The following is a 19,937-nucleotide window of genomic DNA, read 5'->3' as shown; positions in this document are numbered from 1 at the left end:
TGCCATCACTCGTTGGTGTGTATCGGTGGGTTTACGCGTCGTCGAGGCCCCGCTCTATGGCGTAGCGCACCAGTTCCACCCGGTTGTGCAACTGGAGCTTGCCCAGGGTGTTCTGCACGTGGTTCTGCACGGTGCGGTGGGAGATGACGAGGCGCTCGGCGATCTGCTTGTAGCTCAGGCCCTTGGCCACCAGCCGGAGCACCTCGGTCTCGCGGTCGGTGAGCTGCGGGGCCCGCGGCTCACCGCCGCCGACGGCGGGCCCGGGGTCGGAGGCGAGCCTGCGGTACTCGCCGAGGACCAGGCCCGCGAGCCCCGGGGTGAACACGGGGTCGCCGACGGCGGTACGGCGCACCGCGTCGATCAGCTCCTCCGTGGAGGCCGACTTGAGCAGATAGCCGGTGGCACCCGACTTGACCGCCTCCAGGACGTCGGCGTGCTCGCCGCTCGCGGAGAGGACCAGGACGCGCAGGGCGGGGTTGAAGCCGACGAGCTCCTTGCAGACCTGCACGCCGGGCTTCGCGGGCAGGTTCAGGTCCAGTACGAGGACGTCGGGCCCGACGGCCTGTGCGCGGCGCACCGCCTGTTCGCCGTCGCCCGCGGTCGCGACCACGTCGAACCCGGACTCGGCCAGGTCGCGCGCCACCGCGTCGCGCCACATGGGATGGTCGTCGACCACCATGACCCTGATGGTCGGGTCCTGTCGCTCGGTCATGCGTTCGCCGCCTTCGGTACTTTCAGTTCGACTTCCGTGCCCTGCCCCGGAACCGAGATCACCTCGGCCGTGCCCCCGATCTCGCGCAGCCGGCCGCGGATCGACAGGGCCACACCGAGCCGCCCCTCCCCCTCTGCCTGGGCGAGCCGCCCCTCGGGGATGCCGGGGCCGTCGTCGCGCACCGTCACGATCACCGCGTCCGGTTCGTCCTCGACCAGGATCCACGCCCGCGCGCCCTCGCCCGCGTGGCGGTCCACATTGTCCAGGGCGGCCCCGACGGCGGCGGCCAGTTCCCTGGCGGCTCCGGCCACGAGCGGCACCGGGGCGCCCGGCTCGGAGAGCGTCACCTTCGCGGTGGCGTACGGGGCGAGCAGCGGGCGCAGGTCGCGGGGGGCCAGGTCGTCCTGCGGGTCGGGCTCGTCCACCGTGCGTACGACGGCGCCCTCGGCCTCGTCCTCCGACACCCGCGAGACGGATACGAGCCCGCCGGAGACCAGGGTGCGCAGCGCCACCTCCTGCTCGCCCGCGAGGCGCCCCAGGTCCGCGGCCTCGCCGCCGATGGCGGAACCGCGCCGCTGCACCATGGCGAGCACCTGGAGGACACCGTCGTGGATGTCCCGGGCCAGCCGCTCGCGCTCGCGCGTCGCCGCCTCGATCTCCAGGGCGCGGGCCAGGGTGCGCTCGGAGGCGCGGGCGACCTCGACCACGTACCCGATGGCGATGGAGGAGACCCAGACCAGGACCACGTTGTGGAGGGTGTCCTGGCTGAGGGCGCCGCGCTGTACGACGTTGGCGACCCCGACGAGCGCCGAGGCGAAGGCCGCCCAGCGCCAGCCGCCCTTGATCGCGAACGCCAGCACGGAGCCCGCGGTCCATATCGACGGGAGGGTCGGGCCGCCCGCCACGATCCGCTCGTGGGCGTCCGCGACCGGGGTGAGCAGGATGCCGGTGAGGGCGATGGTCAGGTCGGCCGCGAGGAAGCGCTTGGTGCAGCCCGCCGCGCTCGCCACCTTGGGCAGCGTCGCGAAGGTCCACACGAAGAGCACCAGGAAGTATCCGACGGCCACTTCGGGACGTACGAACTTGTCGTAGTGCGTGACGAAGAGACCGATCGCGTAGAACAGCGTCAGGACGCGGTACCCGGTGAGCGCGCGCCACAGCGGCTGTTCGACCGACATCCTCATGACTCGCTCGCGCTTGGCCATGTCCCCCACTACCCCATCCCCCGACGGCCGCGTCTAGGAGCCGGTCTGCTCGGCTTCCTTCTGCGCCTGCTTCTGTGCCTTCGCCTCGTCCGCGATCCGCCGCTTGGCGGCCGTCGCGTAGATGTCGACGTACTCCTGCCCGGAGAGCTTCATGATCTCGTACATGACCTCGTCGGTCACCGCGCGCAGGACGAAACGGTCGTGCTCCATGCCGCTGTAGCGGCTGAAGTCCAGCGGCCTGCCGATCCGGATGCCCGGACGCATCAGCTTGGGCATCACCTTGCCGGGCGGCTGGATCTTCTCGGTGTCGATCATGGCGACCGGGACGACGGGCGCCCCGCTGGCCAGGGCCACGCGCGCGAGGCCGCCGGGCTTGCCCCGGTAGAGACGGCCGTCGGGCGACCGGGTGCCCTCCGGGTAGATGCCGAACAGCTCGCCGCGCTCAAGCACGTCGATACCGCTCTTGACCGCCGCCTGGCCCGCGCCGCGTCCTCCGGAGCGGTCCACGGGCAGCTGGCCGACCCCTTTGAAGAAGGCCGCCGTCATCCGGCCCTTGACGCCCGGCGTGGTGAAGTACTCGGCCTTCGCGATGAAGGTCACTTTGCGGTCGAGGACCGCCGGCAGGAAGAACGAGTCGGAGAACGACAGATGATTGCTCGCCAGGATGGCCGGGCCCTCGGCGGGAATGTTCTCCAGGCCTTCCACCCAGGGCCTGAAGGCGAGCTTCAGCGGCCCTCCGACGGAAAACTTCATTGCGCCGTAGATCACCCGAGTGCCTCCCGTATCTGTCGATCAGACCATAACCCGGGGCACTGCCAATGGGCCCGACGGCCCTGGTCGGTGTCAGTGCCGTCGCGTACGGTGAAGTACGCCTCGAAGCTTCGGGGTGATCATCGTGTCGGGCCTCGGGTGATCATCGCGTCGCCCCTGAACGAACAGGAGACCGAAGGTGCCGGTCCTTCCCGGAGCTGAGCCGTTCCACCACGAGGGCGGAGAGGTCGGGGTCCTCCTCTGCCACGGCTTCACCGGTTCCCCGCAGTCACTGCGCCCCTGGGCGGAGTACCTGGCCGAGCGCGGGCTGACCGTCGCGCTGCCCCTGCTGCCCGGACACGGCACCCGCTGGGAGGACATGCAGCTCACCGGCTGGCAGGACTGGTACGCGGAAGTGGACCGTGAGCTGCGCGCCCTGCGCGAGCGCTGTACCCAGGTCTTCGTCCTCGGCCTCTCCATGGGCGGCGCGCTCGCCCTGCGGCTCGCCGCGAAGCACGGGGACGAGGTCAGCGGCCTCGTGGTCGTCAATCCGGCGAACAAGGTGCACGGCCTCGCGGCGTACGCCCTGCCGGTGATCCGTCACTTCGTCAGGACGGTGGACGGCATCACCAGCGACATCGCCAAGGAGGGCGGCGTCGAGATCGGCTACGACAAGGTGCCGCTGCACGCGGCCCACTCGATGCGCACCTTCTACCAGTTGCTCGACGGCGAACTGCCGCAGGTGACCCAGCCGCTACTGCTCCTGCACAGCCCGCAGGACCATGTCGTGCCGCCCGCGGATTCCGCTCGTGTCCTCAGCCGGGTGTCGTCCGTGGATGTGACGGAGATACTTCTGGAACAGAGCTACCACGTCGCGACGTTGGACCACGACGCGGACCGGATCTTCGAGGAGAGCTTCGCTTTCGTCTCCCGGCTCGCACCCGGTGCCGGCAAGGAGGCAGGCGCGGGTCAGGCAGGTCAGCAGGAAGGGACGGCCACTGGTGGCTGAGCACGACGCGGACCGCGAGCCGGACGAGAAGGACGCGCCGCCCGGCGGGGAACAGGGCCCCTCGTTCGACGAGACGGCGGCGTGGGAGGCCATCGTGGCGGGGTACGGCGACGAACCGCCGGACCCGCCCGGTGCCAAGCCGTTCAAGTCGGTGGAGGACCTGGCGCTCCTGGAGCCCGAGACGAACGACGCCGGCGGCGGCTCCGGCGGCCCTGGGGACTCCGACACGAAGACCGCCGCGACGCCCACGGGCACCAAGGGCGCCGAGGAGCAGAAGGGCGGTACGGACACCACGGACCCGGAGTCCGAGACGGGTTCCGAGTCCGGCGCCGAGAAGCCGCTCGGCAGCTCGGTGGCGTTCGCGCCCGGCGTTGCGGGTCCCCGCGACTACACGACGCCCGAACCGGCCGAGGAGGACTTCGACGGGGACGACGAGGGCCACTTCGTACCGCCCGAGCCGCCTCCGCTGCCCGCCTCGGACGCGACGGCCAGGTTCGCCTGGCTGGGCGTGATCGGCGGCCCGATCCTGCTCCTGCTCGCGGTCCTGCTCGGCTGGGAGATGACGTGGTGGCTCGCCACGCTCGGCATCGGCGGGTTCCTCGGCGGGTTCGCCACGCTGGTCGGGCGGATGCGCGGCGACGAGGAGGACGAGGACGACCCGGGGCGCGGCGCGGTGGTCTGACGAGGGCTGCCGGTGGCTCAGGCGGCCGGGATCCTGAGGGCGGCCAGGACCGGGAGGTGGTCCGTGGCCGCCCTCAGGTCCGCCTCGGTCACCCCCGGGTGGCCCACGGGTACGCCGCAGGCCAGGACCTCCACGCCCGCGGTCGCGAAGAGCGCGTCGATACGTTGCCGGGGGTCGCTGGGGGTGGAGGTGTACTCCTCGCCCCAGGGGGACACCGCCCAGCCGTCCTGAAGCTGTGCCGCGAGGCGGGTGAAGGTACGGCCGTTCGGGCGCTCGTTGAGGTCACCGCCGGCGACGGCGTGCGGGGTGTCCAGCGCGGCGAGGTGGTCGAGGAGCAGGCCGCCCTGTGCGTACCGCTCGTCCTTCTGGAGCGAGAGGTGACAGCTCAGTACGCCGACCCGGGCGCCGCCGAACCGTACGACGGCGGTGGCGAAGCCGCGGCGGTGCAGGCCGGGGGTGAGGGGGAGCAGCACGTCCTCGGTGCGCTCGACCGTGGCGCGCAGGGAGCAGAGGAGGGCGGGGCCGGACGCCGTGCCGCCGCCGGACAGGAGGACCTGCCCCGAGGCGGCGGCGAGGCGGGCCAGCTTCTTGCGCCAGCGGAAGAAGCGGGGGGCTTCCTGGACGAGGACCAGGTCCGGTTCGCAGGCGGTGATGACGCGGGCGAGTGCGGCGGTGTCGTCCCGCAGGGAGCGGACGTTGTAACTGAGCACCCGGACCACGGCCGAACCGTCGGACTCGGTCCGGGAACTGGGCAGCGGACTGGCTGTGGGGCTGGTCGGCATGTGATCAAGATATACGCCGACCGCGTTTCGCCCGCGGGCCGGTGGGGGCAGCCGAAAGCCTCAGGGGCCTGCTCTTCAGGGGCGCGGGGAACGGCGCGAGCAACCACGACGCCGGGACAGCCGAAGTCTTCAGGGGCGCGGGGAACGGCGCGATCGGCCCCCACCGGGCCGCAGGCGGGCGCGGTGGGGGCCGGGGCGCTACATGATCGGGTCCGGTTCCCGCGCCAGGTCCGCCGCGCCGACCAACCCCGCCTCGTTCCCCAACTGCGCGGCGATCACATCAGCGACCGGCCGCCAGTTCCCTCCCACCAGCCACCGCTTGTACGACTTGCGGATCGGGTCGAGGACCAGCTCCCCCTCGTCCGAGAGCCCCCCGCCGACGATGAACGCGGACGGGTCGAAGAGCGACGCGAGGTCCGCGAGCCCGGCGCCCGCCCAGCGGGCCAGCTCGCGGTAGGAGTCCACCGCCACCGGGTCGCCCTGCCGCGCGGCCATCGAGATGTGCTTGCCCTCGATGCCGTCGGGCGAGCCGTCGCCCAGCGACAGCAGGATCTCCGCGTTCTCAGGTGTCGCGTTCGCCCGCTGCTTCGCGTACCTCACCAGGGCCCGCCCGGACGCGTACTGCTCCCAGCAGCCCTGGGAGCCGCAGCCGCACAGCAGGCCGTCCGGGACCATCCGGATGTGTCCGAACTCGGCGGCGACGCCGAAGTGTCCGCGGCGCAGCTTGTTGCCGATGATGATGCCGCCGCCCAGGCCCGTGCCGAGCGTGATGCAGATGACGTTGCGGTGGCCCTTGCCCGCGCCGAACTTGTACTCCCCCCAGGCAGCCGCGTTCGCGTCGTTCTCGACGACGACCGGCAGGCCCACCCGGCCCTCCACCTCTTCCTTCAGAGGCTCCTGCCGCCAGTCGATGTTCGGCGCGAAATAGACCGTCGAGCGCTGCCTGTTGACGTACCCGGCGGCCCCGATCCCCACGCCGACGATCTCGTGCCCTGCCCTGGCACCTTCGACGGCCGCGGCGATCGCGTCCACGATCGCCTGCGGCGTCGTGGGGGTCGGCACCTTGAAGGTCGAGAGGATGTTGCCTTCCTCGTCGACCACCCCGGCCGCGATCTTCGTGCCGCCGATGTCGACGCCGATGGTGAGTCCCATGAATCCCTCAGTTTCGGTCGAGCCCCGCTACGGCCAACCGTACCCGAGCGGCTTCAGTCGAGGTCGATGTGTTCACCGCTCCCGGTGCCCTCGTCACGGGGTCGCGCGGCGGTGTCGCGGGTCGTCCAGCGCCGCTCCTGCGCCTCGACGGCGGAGCGGTACGCGGCGAGCAGTTCGGAGCCGGCGCTCGCCAGATGGTCGAACACGTCGGGGTTGCGCTCGATGACGGGCTCGACGGCGGCCTTGGCCTGCTGCACGACCTGGTTCACCACCTGCTGGGCGGCGCCGCCCGCGACCGCGCCGAGCAGCGGCGACTGCAGTGCGGACAGCTTGTCGGTGACGGCGTCGACGAGTTTGCGCAGTTCCTCGGCGGCCGAGCCGGGCGGCTGGCCGTACCGGGCCCGGCGGCGGGCCTTCTCCGCGGCGAGGTCCTCGGCGCACGCCTTGGCCCAGGCGTCGTCGTCGGTGGCCCGGACCTCGTCGCGCTCCTCGTCGTGCACCGTGCCGAGCGCGTCCTCCCCTGCGTCGGACACGGGGTGCTCATCGCTCATGGCGGACTCCAAGCATCGGCTCTGTGTCTCTCGACGTTACCCGAACGGGTGAGGCCGTTCACCGTGTCCGCGGCCACAGATCCGGGTCGGGCACGAACCGGACCCGTAGTTCGCCCTCGCGCAGGGAGGCGCCGTCCACGGCGCAGCGGCGCAGCGCGGAGGGGAGCGGGACGATCCGGCGGAACGGTCCGACGGTGACGAGGAGTTCGTCCCCGCGCCGCACCAGGTCGAGTTCCTCGCGTATCGCGCCGGGGAGCGGGATGTGCCAGACGAGCACGCCGTCGTCGGCGAGCCGGTCGTCCACGGGCCATTCGACCGGCCCGGGAGTGTCGCCCGGGGCGGGCACCGGCACGGGTAGCGCGGTGAGGTCCTCGGCGCCGCGCGGGTCACGGCCGAGGTGCGGGACCTCGTACACGTCGTACGTCCGCCCCCGCCCGTCGTCCCCGCCGTCGCCCCGCTCGGCCCGGTACTCGTCCCGCCACTCGTCGAGGGACTTGCGCTGCTGGACGGCGAGTCCGGCCAGCCAGGTGTCGGGGGACGCGTCGGGCAGGACCCGGTTGCCGATCAGGGCGTCCACGCGCAGACCGCGCAGGGCGAGGCCGGTGACGGCCGAGCGTACGGCGTCGGTGCCGGCCGGGCCCGGCTCGGCGACCAGTCGTACGGTCGTGGCGGGATCCTCGACGGCCCCCTGGACCGCGGCCAGCCCGGCGTCCCAGCGGGCCGCCGTCTCGTACAGCCGGTCCGTCGGCATCGGGACGCCGGCCAGGCGGCCGAGGATGGGGCGCAGGGCGCGGGCCGCCTGGCGTTCGGCGGGCAGCAGGCGGCGCAGGTACCGGCGCAGTTGTTCGGGCAGGGCCAGCAGGGCGAGGGCCTGCGGGGCGGCCGGCAGGTCGACGACCAGCAGGTCGAACGTGTCCGCCGCGGCCGCGTCGCGCAGCGCGTGCAGCAGGGCGAGTTCCTCGGCGCCGGGCAGCGGGGTGAGCTCTTCGCCGTCGAGGCGGGCCGAGCCCAGCAGGTCGAGGGCGGTGGCGGCCTGTTCCTGGAAGGCCAGGAGGCCGGTGCGGAAGCTCTCGCCTGCGTCCGGCCGCCAGGCGGTGAGCCCGGGGGCGGCCTCGGCCGGTGTGCCGCCGGTGGAGGTGCCGAGGGCCGCCCCGAGGGTGTCGGTGCGGTCCGCGGAGAGCACCAGCGTGCGGGTGCCCCGGCGGGCGGCCGCCAGCGCGGTGGCCGCGGCGACGGTGGTGCGGCCCGAGCCGCCGGGGCCGGTGATCAGGATGGTGCGCATGGAGGTGAACGGTACGTGGTGCGACGGCGGTGTCGGCGGGCCCCTGTGCGCCGCCTACTTGTCGCCCGTCTCCGTACCCGTCGCGGTGCCCTGGTCCGCGCCGCTCTCCACGCGCTTCTTCAGCCCGGCCAGCGCGCGGTCGATGATGACCTTCTCCGCCTTGCGCTTGATCATGCCGAGCATCGGGATCTTGACGTCGACGGTGAGCCGGTACGTGACCTCGGTGGCGCTCAGGCCCGCGGGCTTGAGGATGTACGAGCCGTCCAGGGAGCGGAGCATCTGGGACTTGACCAGGGTCCAGGAGACCTCGTGGTCGCCGGTCCAGGTGTAGCCCAGGGTCTGGTCGTCCTTGATGGCGCCGGCGTCCATGACGAGACGTACCTGCTCGGCGCGGCCCTTCTCGTCCGTCGCGAGCACCTCCGCCTCCTTCACCTCGCCCGTCCAGTCGGGGTAGCGGGCGAAGTCGGCGATGACCGCCATGACATCGGCCGGTGCCGCCTCGATCGTGATGCTCGAGCTGGTGTGTTCCGCCATCGCCGTGGCTCCTCCAGATGCGGTCCGGACAGGGGGTTCTTCGGGATACGAACGCTTTCTGCCTGTGTGTGCAGCGTGAAGGCTACCGCGCGGTGGAGGGCCCGCCGCCCCCCGGCCCGTCCGGCGCCGGTGCCCCGCCCTGAGCGCGAGTGCCCCCGCGAGTGCCCACGTGGGCGCCGCCCGCCCTCACCACTCCAGGACCCAGGGCTTCCCCGTCCCGGCGAAGTGCCCCACGTTCACGCACTCCGTGGCCCCGATCCGCATCCGCCGGGCGAGCGGCTGATGGACGTGCCCGAAGAGCGAGTAGCGCGGCCGGGTGCGCCGGATCGCGTCCAGGAGCGCCCGGCTGCCCCGCTCGAAGCGCCGCGCCACCGTGTCGTAGACGAGCTCGGGCACCTCGGGCGGGATGTGCGTGCACAGCACGTCGACCTCCCCGACGGCCTCGATCTTCGCCGCGTACTCCTCGTCGCTGATCTCGTACGGCGTGCGCATGGGGGTACGCAGTCCGCCGCCGACGAAGCCGAAGACCAGGCCGCCGATCTCGGCCCGCTGTCCGTCGAGCACGGTGGTGCCCGGCCCTGCGTACTCCGGCCAGAGAGACGGCATGTCGACGTTGCCGTAGGTGGCGTACGTCGGAGTGGGGAACGCCCCGAAGAGTTCGGCGTACTGCTTCCGTACGGCCTTCTCTATGGCGGGGCCCCGGTCGACGCCGGCCCACAGCCGTGCGCCGAGGGCCCGCGCGTCCTCGAATCTGCGGGCGGTGCGCAGCTCCACGAGGCGGTCCGTGTTCTCGGTGCCGAAGAGGTCGGGGAAGATGCCGCGGGAGTGGTCGGCGTAGTCGATGAACAGGACCAGGTCGCCCAGACAGATCAGGGCATCGGCACCCGAACCCGCCCTGACCAGGTCACGGACGTTGCCGTGCACGTCGCTCACGACGTGCACCCTCGTCCGCGGGGTCTCCCGGATGTCACCGTTGTCGCCGCCGTCGCGGCCGTGGGCGCCTTCGCCGCCTTGTGTACCTGCCATGGCGATCAAGGGTATGCCTGTGGAGCAAACGTGTGTAGACGCGGGCGGACCTGCGGTTACTACCCAGTCAGTAACGGGTTGGACTACCCTGCGCGAAGGAACGCCAACACGTGTGACGCGGGGAACATCTCTCCGGCTCCCCTGTCGTAGAGGCAGTACCGGCGGGTAACGTCCGGGCAGTCCGGTCGTGCTCAGGGTTTCGCCAACAGACTCCCGGAGCACCTTGCCCGAGCCTTGGACCGCTCCGTCGCATCACACGAAGTCGTGGCGCCGGCGCCCTATGAGGAGCAGCAGTCTTGCGCGAGTTCAGCCTTCCGGCTTTGTACGAGGTCCCTGCGGACGGCAATCTGACCGACATCGTCCGCAGAAACGCCGCGCAGCATCCTGACGTGGCGGTCATCGCCCGCAAGGTCGGCGGTACCTGGACGGACGTCACGGCCACCGCTTTCCTCGCCGAGGTGCAGGCGGCCGCCAAGGGCCTGATCGCCTCGGGGGTGCAGCCGGGCGACCGCGTCGGTCTGATGTCCCGCACGCGTTACGAGTGGACGCTGCTCGACTTCGCGATCTGGAGCGCGGGCGCGGTCACCGTGCCGGTGTACGAGACCAGCTCGCCGGAGCAGGTGCAGTGGATCCTCGGCGACTCGGGGGCCATCGCGATCGTCGTCGAACTGGACGCGCACGCGGCCGCCGTCGAGTCGGTACGCGACCGGCTGCCGCACCTCAAGCACGTCTGGCAGATCGAGGGCGGCGGTGTCGACGAGCTCGGCCGGGCCGGCAAGGACGTCACGGACGCCGCGGTCGACGAGCGCAGCTCGCTCGCCAAGGCCGACGATCCGGCGACGATCGTCTACACGAGCGGGACGACCGGGCGCCCCAAGGGCTGTGTGCTGACCCACCGCAGTTTCTTCGCGGAGTGCGGCAACATCGTGGAGCGGCTGCGGCCGCTGTTCCGTACCGGCGAGTGCTCGGTGCTCCTCTTCCTTCCGCTCGCGCACGTCTTCGGACGGCTCGTGCAGGTCGCGCCGATGATGGCGCCGATCAAGCTGGGCATGGTCCCGGACATCAAGAACCTCACCGACGAACTGGCCTCGTTCCGGCCGACGCTGATCCTCGGTGTGCCGCGCGTCTTCGAGAAGGTCTACAACTCGGCGCGGGCCAAGGCACAGGCGGACGGCAAGGGCAGGATCTTCGACAAGGCGGCGGACACGGCGATCGCGTACAGCCGCGCGCTGGACACCCCGGCGGGCCCGTCGATCGGCCTGCGGATCAAACACAAGACATTCGACAAGCTCGTCTACAGCAAGCTGCGCGCGGTGCTCGGCGGCAAGGGCGAGTACGCGATCTCGGGCGGGGCGCCGCTGGGTGAGCGGCTGGGCCACTTCTTCCGGGGTATCGGCTTCACGGTGCTTGAGGGCTACGGGCTGACCGAGTCCTGTGCGGCCACCGCGTTCAACCCGTGGGACCGCCAGAAGATCGGTACGGTCGGGCAGCCGCTGCCGGGCTCGGTGGTCCGTATCGCCGACGACGGTGAGGTGCTGCTGCACGGCGAGCACCTGTTCAAGGGGTACTGGAACAACGACGGCGCGACCGAGGAGGCGCTGGCCGACGGCTGGTTCCACACCGGTGACATCGGCACGCTCGACGAGGACGGCTACCTCCGGATCACCGGCCGCAAGAAGGAGATCATCGTCACCGCGGGCGGCAAGAACGTCGCGCCGGCGGTGATCGAGGACCGTATCCGCGCGCACGCGCTGGTCGCGGAGTGCATGGTGGTCGGGGACGGGCGGCCGTTCGTGGGCGCGCTGGTCACCATCGACGAGGAGTTCCTGGGCCGCTGGGCCGACGAACACGGGAAGCCTGCCGGCTCGACCGCGGCGTCGCTCGGTCTTGACCCGGATCTGCTCGCGGCGGTGCAGAGTGCGGTGGACGACGGCAACGCGGCGGTGTCGAAGGCGGAGTCGGTACGGAAGTTCCGTGTGCTGTCGCACCAGTTCACGGAGGAGTCGGGGCATCTCACGCCGTCGCTGAAGCTGAAGCGGAACGTGGTGGCGAAGGACTACGCCGACGAGATCGAAGCGATCTACCAGCGCTGAGGCCGCGAACCCACCGTGCGACCGCGCAGTTCCCCGCGCCCCTAAGACCTTCGCCTGACCCGCCGTCGTGGCTGAGCGCGCAGTTCCCCGCGCCCCTAAAAAACCTTCGGCCGTCCCACCGTTGTGGCTTGTCGCGCCGTTCCCCGCGCCCCTAAAGGCCGAAAGCCGGGGCGCAGCCCCGCTTGCAGGGGCGCGGGGAACTGCGCGCTCAGCCACTGACGGCGGTCACCGGACGTACGAGCCTCGGACACCCCGGCGGCCCGCAGGGGCTACAGGAGTTCTTTGAGGTCGTTCGCCAGTAGGTCCCAGCGCCATTTCTCCTGCACCCACTCCCGCCCCCGCTCCCCCATCCGCCGCCGCAACTCCCCGTCACCGAGCAACGCCACGATCCGGTCGGCCGCGCCCTCGGCGGAGCCGCCACGCACCACCCACCCCGTCTCCCCGTCCAGCACCGCGTCCGGCGCACCCCCCGAGTCCCCGGCGACCACCGGAAGCCCCGTCGCGGAAGCCTCCAGGTAGACGATCCCGAGCCCCTCCACGTCCAGCCCCCCACGCCGCGTACGGCACGGCATCGCGAAGACGTCCCCCGCGCCGTAGTGGGCCGGCAGCTCCGCCCACGGCACCGCCCCGGTGAAACGCACCGACCCCGCGACCCCGGTCTCCCGCGCGAGCCGGCGCAACTCCTTCTCGTACGGCCCGCCCCCGACGATCAGCAGCACCGCCTCCGGCTCACGCGCCAGGATCCGCGGCATGGCGAGGATGAGCGTGTCCTGCCCCTTGCGCGGGACCAGCCGGGAGACGCACACCACGACCGGCCGGTCCGTCAGGCCCAGCCGGGCCCTGACCTCGTCCCCTCCCGAGCCCGGGTGGAAGGTCTTCTCGTCCACCCCCGGCGGCAGTTGCACCATCCGCCCGGCCGCCTCGGGGCTCAGCGCGGTGGCGATCCGGGAGCGCGTGTACTCACCGAGGTACGTGACCGTGTCCGTCGCCTCGCCGATCCTGCCCAGCAGCTGGCGCGCGGCCGGCAACTGCGCCCACCCCGCCTCATGGCCGTGCGTGGTGGCCACCAGACGCTCCGCGCCCGCCTTGCGCAACGCCGGCGCCAGCAGCCCCAGCGGTGCCGCCGCGCCGAACCACACCGAGCGGCAGCCGTGCTCCCGCAGCAGCCCGACGGCCCGTCGGGAGACCCCTGGAGTGGGCAACAGCATGGTAGTTCGGTCGCGTACGATGACGAAGGGCTGTTCGGCGTCGAAGGCGGCTGTGGCCTCGGCTCCTTCCCGGCCCCGCTTCCACGTGGAGGCGTAGACGACGAGCCGCTCGGGGTCCAGCCGCAGCGCCATGTTGTGCAGGAAGGCCTGGATACCGCCCGGTCTCGGCGGAAAGTCGTTGGTCACGATCAGCGTCTTGTCCATCGCCGACGACAGTACCGAACCCGCCCCTCACAGCCGGGGCCGGCCGCGCGACCGAGGCACCCGCGGCGCGCGGGATCCGTACGGAAAGAGGCAGGTGCATGGCGGGAGCCAAAGGTCAGAGGTTCCCGTACCTGGTGCTGGTGACCTGGGGCCTGACGAGACTTCTCCTGCTGCTCTTCGTCTTCAAGGTGTTCGTCTTCCCGGGACCCGACGTCACGAGCGACGTCTCGGTGACCTACCAGAACTGGTACGAGGTCCTGCGCACCGGCACGTTCCCGCTGGACGACGTCACCTGGCAGTACCCGCCGGCCGCCGCCCTCGCCGTCCTCTCCCCCGCGGTGCTGCCGTTCCTCGCCTACACGGAGGCGTTCTTCGTCCTCGCCTTCGCCGCCGACCTGGTCGCCTTCGGGCTGCTCCTGTACGCGGGCCGGCGCCCCGGCGAGAGGTCGCTGCGCGGTGTCTGGGTGTGGGTGGTGGGCGTGCCGCTGCTCGGCCCGACGGTGTACTCGCGGTACGACGTGATGGTGACCGCCGTCGCCGTGGCCGCGGTCCTCGCGGGCGTCCGGCACCCGAGGGCCATGGGCGCGCTCGCCGCGTTCGGGGCGATGCTGAAGGTGTGGCCGCTGCTGCTCCTCGTGGGGACGACCGGGCGCAGGGCCTGGGGCGCCGCGGTGGCCGCGGCGGCCGGCATCGCGCTGGTGTTCGCCGTGTCGATGCCGGGCGCGTTCGCGTTCCTGACCTTCCAGCGCGACCGCGGGACCGAGGTCGAGTCCCTCGGCTCGCTGGTCTTCCACATCGCCCGGCACCACGGCTGGCAGGGCCAGGTGCTGCTCAACTACGGCTCGGTGGAATTCCTCGGCCCGTACGTCGACGTGGTCAGCACGGTGGCGCTGATGCTGACCGGGCTCGCGTTCGGCTGGCTGCTCCTGTGGCGGCTGTGCGCGAGGCGGTTCCTGGTGCACACGGTCGCGGACGCCGCGTTCGTGGCGGTGCTCCTGTTCGTCACGACGAGCCGGGTCATCAGCCCGCAGTACCTGGTGTGGCTGGTCGGTCTGGCCGCCGTGTGCCTGGTCTTCCGCGGCAGCCGGATGGGCCTGCCGGCGGGGATGGTGCTGGCGGCGAGTTTCTTCACCGTCCTGGAGTTCCCCGTCCATTTCGCGCACGTCGTCGGCAGCGACGGCCTCGGCATCACGCTGCTCGTCGTGCGCAACGGCCTGCTGGTCGCCGCGAGCGTCACCGCGGGCGTGCTCCTGTGGCGCGACACCGTGTCGTACCGGACCGTGCTCCCCCGGCAGGGGCCCAGCTGGGCGAAGCCCGCCGACGAGGAATCACTGACCCGCTGACCCTCGGCCCCGTCCCGTTCGACCCACCGCGCCCCGCCCCTCCGACGCCCGCCCTCCGGACCTCACACCAACTGCTCCCGCACATAGGCCCGCCACTGCCGGGTGAACTCCGCCACGGACGTGTCCAGGACCTCCCGCAGCCCCGTCTCCACCGCTCCCGCCCGCTTCTCGTGCGCGCCCACGGCCCGGTAGAACTCGCCCAGCCGCGCCTCGCCCCACCGCTCGGCGATCATCCGGCAGGCCAGCCACCCGCTCTCGTACGCCCGCGCCAGCTTCCCCGCGTCCCCGCCGAACCCGAAGTCCCCGTCGGCGGGCAGCTCGGCGGGGGCGCGCCCGTCGACCGCCGCCCTCGTCAGCTCGGGCGCGACCTGGGTCGCCGAGCGGTCGGTGCCCCGGTAGCCGACCCAGTCCGCGTACCCCTCCGACAGCCACAGCGGGGTCGACGCCGAGGTCGCGGCACGGGTCGCCACATGGGTCGTCTCGTGCGTGAGCACGACCTGCCGGCCGAAGGAACCCAGCACCCCGTACGCGTCGGGGTTCACGATGATCCGGTCGGCGGGCGCGCTCCCCGAACCGCCCGCCTCCCCCGTGGTGACCGCCGCGATCCCCCGGTACCCGGACGCGGGCGCCCCCAGCAGCTGCGCCATGTCCTCCAGCGACTTCGGTACGAGGACGACGACCTGCCCCGGCCACTCCTCTCCCCAGACCTCCCGCACCGCGGGTACCGCGCGGTCGGCCAGGCCCGCGTAACCGCGCAGCGCGCCACGGGACTGCCCCACCCCCAGGACGAGGCTGTGCTCGCCGCGCACGGCCACCACGGCCCCCTGGTCCCACAACTGATGGCCGGCGTCACGGGCCGGCCGGTCGCCGGTCACGTACCAGCGTCCCTCGGAGCGGGTGAGGCGCAGCGTGCGGGCGGTCACGACGGGCGCCCGGTCGTAGCCGTCCATGCGGTAGCGCAGGTCCACGTCGGCCGTGGCGCTCCCGCCCGAGCGGCGCAGACCGGTCACCCGGTACGACCAGTCGGTCAGCGGGACCGCCCGCAGGTTCCTGAACTCGGTACGCGCCTCGGCCGGCTCACCGGCGGCCACGGAACCCGGCGCCGCCGTCGCCACGAAGGCCTTCTCGTTCCCGTCGCGCACCGCGGCCGCCCGCCGGTCCAGTACGCGCTGGACGTCCGCGGACGCGGCGTCGGCCCGCGGGGAACCGCCACAGCCGACCAGGCAGGCCGTACCGGCTGTCCCGGCCAGCAGCAGCCCCACCATCCACTTCGGCGCACGTCCACGACCAGCCACGATCCTGATCGTATCGGCGCCCGGTCCGTGGGGTGAGGGGCGCGTCAGGGGCGCGTCACGGCGGAGACCGGCATCATGCCCACGGGGTCGTAGCGCACGGGGGCACCCGGGTGGGGTGCGTGGATCACCTGGCCGTTGCCCATGTACATCGCCACATGGCTGGCGTCGGACCGGTAGGTGACGATGTCACCGGGCTGCGCCTGCGAGAGCGGCACCTGGCGCCCGGCGTGCGCCTGGGCCTGCGAGGTGCGCGGCAGACCGACACCGGCCTGCGCGTACGACCACTGGGTGAGGCCCGAACAGTCGAAGCCGGTGGGTCCGTTGGCCCCCCAGATGTACGGGCGGCCCAGGACGGAGCGGGCCGCGGCGACGGCGGCCGCCGCGCGCCCCGAGGACGGGACGGCGCCGGTGAGGTCGGGGGCCCGGCCGGAGCGGGAAGCCCGGTCGTAGGCGGCGCGGTCGCCGTCCGGCATCGAGTTGAGCAGGTGGCGCGCCTTGGCCAGTTTCCGCTCGACGGTGCGTTTGTGCCGGGCGACGGCCTGCTTGCTCCTGTTCAGCTCGGTGAGTTTGCGGGTCGTCTCCTCGCGTTCCTGGGCGAGGTCGCGCATGACGCGCTGGAGATCCCTGAGTTCACCGGCCTGGCGGGCGCCGATCCGGTCGAGCGCGGCCGCCTTGTCGAGGTACTCGTCCGGGTCGTCGGCGAACATCAGCGCCAGCGCGGGATCGAGGCCGCCGGAGCGGTACTGGGCCCCGGCGAGCGAACCGAGCGCGTCCCGCATGGTGTTGACGCGTTCCTGCTGCCGGGCGATCCGGTCCTGGGCCCTGCCGACCTGCTCGTGCAGGGCGTCGGCGCGCTCGTCGGCCTTGTTGTACGACTCGGTGGCGTGCTCGGCCTCCTCGTACAGCCGGTCCACCTCGCCACGGGTGTCGTCGTGCGGTGCGGCGCCGGCCGGCAGGACGCCGAGGGCCGCGGCCGCGGCGGTCAGAACGCAGAGGGTGGCGCCTCGGGCGCCCCGGTCGAAGCCGGACGGTGCAAGGCGGCGATGGGACCCCACAGGAAGCCGCACTCCCTTCCGCTGACGAACCCCCGGAGTTGAGGGAATCGCGGCAGACAGTAGCCGTGCGACTACACAGTGGCCAAAGACCCTCGCGGGCACACAACGTGACGCCCCGCCTCAGACGCAGGTCATCGGCGGGGCGAGGGGTCAGCGACAGTCACCGGAATTCGCCCGTTCGGGCGGCGCGGCGGCCGGTCGCGAACGACGAAGCCCGACCGGGCGGCGAGGCCAGATCGGGCGACGGACTCGGACCGGGCGCCAGGGCCCGGCCGGAAAGGGTCAGCGGACAGCGGTCAGACGCGGACGCCGAACTGGAAGGAGCCGATCGTGCTCATCGACTCGAGGCGGACCACGGCGCCCGGCTTCGGGGCGTGCAGGACCACACCGTTGCCGGCGTACAGGCCGACGTGCGCCAGGCTGTTGAAGAAGACCAGGTCGCCGGGCTTGAGCGCGTCGCGGCCGATCTTCGCGCCGTCGTTCTGCTGCGTGTAGGTGGTCCGGGATATCGACACACCGGCCTGACCGTAGGCCCACTGCGTCAGACCTGAGCAGTCGTACGAGTTGGGGCCGCTGCCGCCGGAGACGTACGGCTTGCCCATCTGGCTGCGCGCGGCGGCGAGGGCGGCGGCGCCGTAGTTGGAGCCCGCGACCTCGTTGCCGAGATCGATGCGGTCACCGGCGGAACGGCTGGCACGCTGGTCGGCGGCGGCGATGTCCGCCTTCTCCTTGGCGGTGAGGCTGTTGAGCAGCTTCTGCGCGTCGGCGAGCTTGGTCTGGACTTCCTTCTTCTTCTTGCCCAGGGTCTTGCGGGTGTCGGAGAGCTCCTTGAGCTTGCCGGCCGCCTCCTCGCGCTGCTGGGCGAGGACCCGCTGCTTGTCCTGGACCTTCTTCAGCGCCTCGACCTGCTGAGAGCTGAGCTGGTCGATCGTGGACGCCTTGTCGAGGTAGTCGTCCGGGTCCGCGGAGAGGAAGAGCTGCACGGAGGGGTCGATGGCACCCGTCCGGTACTGGGAGCTGGCCATCAGGCCGAGGCCGTCACGCATGGCGTTGAGATCGTCCTGGCCGCGGGCGACCTGGTCCTGGAGAGTGTCGATCTCCTTCTCCAGCTTCTCCTGCTTCTCCTCGGCGCCGTTGGCCTTGTCGGTGGCGAGCTCGACCTCTTCGTAGAGCTTGTCGACCTTGGCCTTGACCTCGTCCTTGCCGGGCTTCTCGCTGGGGGCGGCGTTGGCCGCCTGCGCACTGAGGGCAACGGCTGCAGCGGCGGCAGTGGTGAGCACGGTCACCCGGGTGCGGCTCGGCTGCTTCGGTCGACGGTGGGACGCCACGGAGGCGAGCTCCTTCATTACCTCAGCCGCCCACCGAAGACGCCGGTTGGCGGTGCCCCTTCACCGTCACTCCCATTGAGTGATCACCCGAGCGAAGGTTCGAGGCCTGACCCTAGTGACCACCCTGTGATCAGTTCAAATCCTCTTGAGGAAAATCTCGCTCACCGATCGCATTCTTTACAATCAACTCACGTGCAGTAACGATCGATTGACCCTACGTGGCGTGAAGGTTTCGCCAATCGGGGCAAGGCGAGCATCTGTTGCTCTTGGTGCGTCCGTCGCGTATGAGGCGTACGGGACAGAAGGGCGACCGCGGACCACCCAAGTGACGAGGCTGCCCGCGAACGGCGGGTTCAACCCCTCGAAAAGCGCTTGAGCAGCACCACGGAGGCCACCGGCCGAGCGCCCGCGGCGGCCACGCCGTCGGCCACCTCGCGGTCGGTCGAGACGACGATGACGGGCCGCCCCGGCGGCTCCGCGCGCACCAGCTGACGGATCAACTCGTCCGCCGTGATGCCCGCCTTGGAGAACAGCACCCGCACCCCGCGCGGCGGCGCGAGGAGCACCGGGGCGGCCAGCTCGGCCCCGTCGAAGACACAGGTGACCTCGGCGCCGGACTGCGCGGCGAGCTGCGAGAGCTGGCCGAGGAGCCGCAGCCGCTGTTTCTCCAGCGGCATCTGGGGATAGCCGGTCTTGGTGACGTTGTAGCCGTCGACGACCAGATGCGCCTGCGGCAGCGCCAGCAACTGGTCGAGGACGGCGGGATCGTGCTCGGACAGGGCACGGGCCGCGATGTCCTTGGGCGTCATCCGGCCCGGCTCGACCGCGTCCACGGTCTCCGCGGGCCGCACCGACACCGGCGGCAGGGCGAGTTCACGCCGCAGCCCCTGTGCCGCGTCGAGCACGGTGTCCAGGAGCAGTCGTACGCGCATGTCCTCGACGCTGCGGCCTTCGCGGGCCGCGCGGCGGGTGGCCTCCAGGGAGCCCTCGACCTCGCCGAGCCGCTGCTTGAGCCGCCGGGCCTCGCTCTCGGCGGCCGACAACTGGACCTGCGCCTCGCCGCGCACGGCGTCCATCTCGCCGCGCAGCTTGCGCAGCGCGGCCTCGCCGCGCTTGACGTCACTGAGGGCGCCGCGCAGCTTGCGGTGAAGCGATTCGGCTTCCTTCTTCGCCGCGTCGAGCTCGGTCCGCAGCCGCTCCGTCTCGGCCCGGGTCTGGCCACGGGCCTCGGCGAGCTCCCCGCGCAGCCGCTCCAGCTCGGCGCGGCTCTCCTCGTCGGCGCGCTCCGCGTCCGCGCGCAGGGCCTCCTCGCCCGCGGCGGTGACCAGTTTCACCCAGCCGGGGGGGCGCAGCACATAGGCCGCGGCCGCCACGTCCAGCGGGTCCGCGGCCGGGGGCGGTGAGCCCGAGTCGAGAGCGCCGGCCAGCTCGGGCTGGGCGTCCCTGAGCTTCTCGGCGATGCGCTGTCTGAAAAGCGGGTCGGTCTCCATGGCCGCGGCCATCGCGGTACCCGCGAACTTGGCACGGCGGTTGGGGGCGAACCGGGCGTACTGTCTCAGCTGCGTGGGCAGTTCGCCCACGGTCAGCCCGCCGAAGCCGTCGGAGACGATCTGCACGACCCTGCGGCGCACGCCGTCGGGCAGCGGACGGTCGAGCACCTCGGCGTCGCCGTCGTCCGGCTCCCCGCCTGTGGCCTCCACCATCCTTCACCCCTCGTCCGTGCGGG

The 19,937-nt window shown here is 72.0% G+C and carries 18 protein-coding genes; 4 read left to right on the top strand and 14 right to left on the bottom strand.

All coding sequences use genetic code 11. The features are described from left to right. Nucleotides 1–31: 31 nt before the first annotated feature. Genes ACLVWQ_RS30125 through ACLVWQ_RS30115 form a run of 3 tightly spaced genes read right to left on the bottom strand, consistent with a single transcriptional unit; the run spans nucleotide 32 to nucleotide 2,670 of the window. A complete protein-coding gene (locus tag ACLVWQ_RS30125) occupies nucleotides 32–712 on the bottom strand; it encodes a response regulator (protein WP_414112381.1) in 681 nt (226 codons plus the stop codon). Then, the gene (gene macS, locus ACLVWQ_RS30120; RefSeq protein ID WP_414112380.1) at nucleotides 709–1,917 is read right to left on the bottom strand and encodes a MacS family sensor histidine kinase; all 1,209 of its coding nucleotides are present in this window, start codon (nucleotides 1,915–1,917) and stop codon (nucleotides 709–711) included. Before macS ends, ACLVWQ_RS30125 begins: the two co-directional genes overlap by 4 nt. Nucleotides 1,918–1,950: 33 nt before the next feature. After that, nucleotides 1,951–2,670 (bottom strand): lysophospholipid acyltransferase family protein, encoded by a 720-nt coding sequence (locus tag ACLVWQ_RS30115; protein ID WP_414112379.1) that lies wholly within the window; start codon nucleotides 2,668–2,670, stop codon nucleotides 1,951–1,953. 196 nt (nucleotides 2,671–2,866) lie between these two features. Between ACLVWQ_RS30115 and ACLVWQ_RS30110 the strand changes: the two genes are divergently transcribed. Together ACLVWQ_RS30110 and ACLVWQ_RS30105 are read left to right on the top strand one after the other, a co-directional pair. After that, the gene (locus ACLVWQ_RS30110) at nucleotides 2,867–3,676 is read left to right on the top strand and encodes an alpha/beta hydrolase (protein ID WP_414112378.1); all 810 of its coding nucleotides are present in this window, start codon (nucleotides 2,867–2,869) and stop codon (nucleotides 3,674–3,676) included. Beyond that, nucleotides 3,669–4,358, top strand: coding sequence for a hypothetical protein (locus tag ACLVWQ_RS30105; protein WP_414112377.1), 690 nt, complete (start codon nucleotides 3,669–3,671; stop codon nucleotides 4,356–4,358). Before ACLVWQ_RS30110 ends, ACLVWQ_RS30105 begins: the two co-directional genes overlap by 8 nt. A 17-nt stretch (nucleotides 4,359–4,375) precedes the next feature. Here the strand turns inward: ACLVWQ_RS30105 and ACLVWQ_RS30100 are convergent, their stop codons facing one another. The 6 genes from ACLVWQ_RS30100 to ACLVWQ_RS30075 form a co-directional block, all read right to left on the bottom strand. Then, complete coding sequence (locus ACLVWQ_RS30100) at nucleotides 4,376–5,140, bottom strand: endonuclease/exonuclease/phosphatase family protein (RefSeq protein WP_414112376.1); 765 nt, start codon at nucleotides 5,138–5,140, stop codon at nucleotides 4,376–4,378. Nucleotides 5,141–5,338: 198 nt separating this feature from the next. Next, nucleotides 5,339–6,292: an ROK family glucokinase gene (locus ACLVWQ_RS30095; protein WP_414112375.1), complete on the bottom strand. Its 954-nt coding sequence runs from the start codon at nucleotides 6,290–6,292 to the stop codon at nucleotides 5,339–5,341. A 53-nt stretch (nucleotides 6,293–6,345) separates the two neighbouring features. Then, nucleotides 6,346–6,843: a DUF5304 domain-containing protein gene (locus tag ACLVWQ_RS30090; RefSeq protein ID WP_414112374.1), complete on the bottom strand. Its 498-nt coding sequence runs from the start codon at nucleotides 6,841–6,843 to the stop codon at nucleotides 6,346–6,348. Between the two features lie 58 nt (nucleotides 6,844–6,901). Then, nucleotides 6,902–8,125, bottom strand: a complete 1,224-nt coding sequence (locus ACLVWQ_RS30085) for an ArsA family ATPase (RefSeq protein WP_414112373.1) — start codon at nucleotides 8,123–8,125, stop codon at nucleotides 6,902–6,904. A gap of 54 nt (nucleotides 8,126–8,179) precedes the next feature. Beyond that, a complete protein-coding gene (locus ACLVWQ_RS30080) occupies nucleotides 8,180–8,659 on the bottom strand; it encodes an SRPBCC family protein (RefSeq protein WP_414112372.1) in 480 nt (159 codons plus the stop codon). A gap of 186 nt (nucleotides 8,660–8,845) precedes the next feature. Continuing rightward, complete coding sequence (locus ACLVWQ_RS30075) at nucleotides 8,846–9,694, bottom strand: metallophosphoesterase family protein (protein ID WP_414112371.1); 849 nt, start codon at nucleotides 9,692–9,694, stop codon at nucleotides 8,846–8,848. A 287-nt stretch (nucleotides 9,695–9,981) separates the two neighbouring features. Here ACLVWQ_RS30075 and ACLVWQ_RS30070 point away from each other — a divergent pair, with 287 nt between their 5' ends. Beyond that, complete coding sequence (locus ACLVWQ_RS30070; protein ID WP_414112370.1) at nucleotides 9,982–11,778, top strand: AMP-dependent synthetase/ligase; 1,797 nt, start codon at nucleotides 9,982–9,984, stop codon at nucleotides 11,776–11,778. Between the two features lie 269 nt (nucleotides 11,779–12,047). Here ACLVWQ_RS30070 and ACLVWQ_RS30065 read toward each other — a convergent pair whose 3' ends face one another. Beyond that, nucleotides 12,048–13,190: a glycosyltransferase family 4 protein gene (locus ACLVWQ_RS30065; protein WP_414112369.1), complete on the bottom strand. Its 1,143-nt coding sequence runs from the start codon at nucleotides 13,188–13,190 to the stop codon at nucleotides 12,048–12,050. A gap of 98 nt (nucleotides 13,191–13,288) precedes the next feature. On the opposite strand from ACLVWQ_RS30065, the gene ACLVWQ_RS30060 reads away from it, so the two are divergent. Continuing rightward, nucleotides 13,289–14,533, top strand: coding sequence for a glycosyltransferase 87 family protein (locus tag ACLVWQ_RS30060; protein ID WP_414112368.1), 1,245 nt, complete (start codon nucleotides 13,289–13,291; stop codon nucleotides 14,531–14,533). Between the two features lie 62 nt (nucleotides 14,534–14,595). Here ACLVWQ_RS30060 and ACLVWQ_RS30055 read toward each other — a convergent pair whose 3' ends face one another. The 4 genes from ACLVWQ_RS30055 to ACLVWQ_RS30040 all read right to left on the bottom strand — a co-directional run bounded on the left by ACLVWQ_RS30055 (nucleotide 14,596) and on the right by ACLVWQ_RS30040 (nucleotide 19,914). Then, nucleotides 14,596–15,828: a hypothetical protein gene (locus ACLVWQ_RS30055; protein ID WP_414112367.1), complete on the bottom strand. Its 1,233-nt coding sequence runs from the start codon at nucleotides 15,826–15,828 to the stop codon at nucleotides 14,596–14,598. A 44-nt stretch (nucleotides 15,829–15,872) separates the two neighbouring features. Beyond that, nucleotides 15,873–16,883 (bottom strand): NlpC/P60 family protein, encoded by a 1,011-nt coding sequence (locus ACLVWQ_RS30050; RefSeq protein ID WP_414112366.1) that lies wholly within the window; start codon nucleotides 16,881–16,883, stop codon nucleotides 15,873–15,875. 296 nt (nucleotides 16,884–17,179) lie between these two features. Next, entirely contained in the window at nucleotides 17,180–18,211 is a 1,032-nt protein-coding gene (locus tag ACLVWQ_RS30045) for an NlpC/P60 family protein (protein ID WP_414112365.1), read from the bottom strand. A 353-nt stretch (nucleotides 18,212–18,564) separates the two neighbouring features. Further along, nucleotides 18,565–19,914 carry an NYN domain-containing protein gene (locus ACLVWQ_RS30040; RefSeq protein WP_414112364.1) on the bottom strand — a complete coding sequence of 450 codons (1,350 nt, stop codon included), beginning with the start codon at nucleotides 19,912–19,914 and terminating at the stop codon, nucleotides 18,565–18,567. Nucleotides 19,915–19,937 lie beyond the last annotated feature (23 nt).

Source organism: Streptomyces sp. CWNU-52B (genome assembly GCF_047444975.1).
Lineage (GTDB): Bacteria > Actinomycetota > Actinomycetes > Streptomycetales > Streptomycetaceae > Streptomyces.
The sequence above is the reverse complement of the archived record's forward strand: the minus strand, read 5'-3'. Positions and strand labels throughout refer to the sequence as shown.

Excerpts from the sequence above, each read along its gene's own strand:
- ACLVWQ_RS30125 (WP_414112381.1), bottom strand. The coding sequence starts at position 712 with ATGACCGAGCGACAGGACCCGACCATCAGGGTCATGGTGGTCGACGAC.
- macS (WP_414112380.1), bottom strand. The coding sequence starts at position 1,917 with ATGGCCAAGCGCGAGCGAGTCATGAGGATGTCGGTCGAACAGCCGCTG.
- ACLVWQ_RS30115 (WP_414112379.1), bottom strand. The coding sequence starts at position 2,670 with ATGAAGTTTTCCGTCGGAGGGCCGCTGAAGCTCGCCTTCAGGCCCTGG.
- ACLVWQ_RS30100 (WP_414112376.1), bottom strand. The coding sequence starts at position 5,140 with ATGCCGACCAGCCCCACAGCCAGTCCGCTGCCCAGTTCCCGGACCGAG.
- ACLVWQ_RS30095 (WP_414112375.1), bottom strand. The coding sequence starts at position 6,292 with ATGGGACTCACCATCGGCGTCGACATCGGCGGCACGAAGATCGCGGCC.
- ACLVWQ_RS30090 (WP_414112374.1), bottom strand. The coding sequence starts at position 6,843 with ATGAGCGATGAGCACCCCGTGTCCGACGCAGGGGAGGACGCGCTCGGC.
- ACLVWQ_RS30085 (WP_414112373.1), bottom strand. The coding sequence starts at position 8,125 with ATGCGCACCATCCTGATCACCGGCCCCGGCGGCTCGGGCCGCACCACC.
- ACLVWQ_RS30080 (WP_414112372.1), bottom strand. The coding sequence starts at position 8,659 with ATGGCGGAACACACCAGCTCGAGCATCACGATCGAGGCGGCACCGGCC.
- ACLVWQ_RS30065 (WP_414112369.1), bottom strand. The coding sequence starts at position 13,190 with ATGGACAAGACGCTGATCGTGACCAACGACTTTCCGCCGAGACCGGGC.
- ACLVWQ_RS30060 (WP_414112368.1), top strand. The coding sequence starts at position 13,289 with ATGGCGGGAGCCAAAGGTCAGAGGTTCCCGTACCTGGTGCTGGTGACC.
- ACLVWQ_RS30040 (WP_414112364.1), bottom strand. The coding sequence starts at position 19,914 with ATGGTGGAGGCCACAGGCGGGGAGCCGGACGACGGCGACGCCGAGGTG.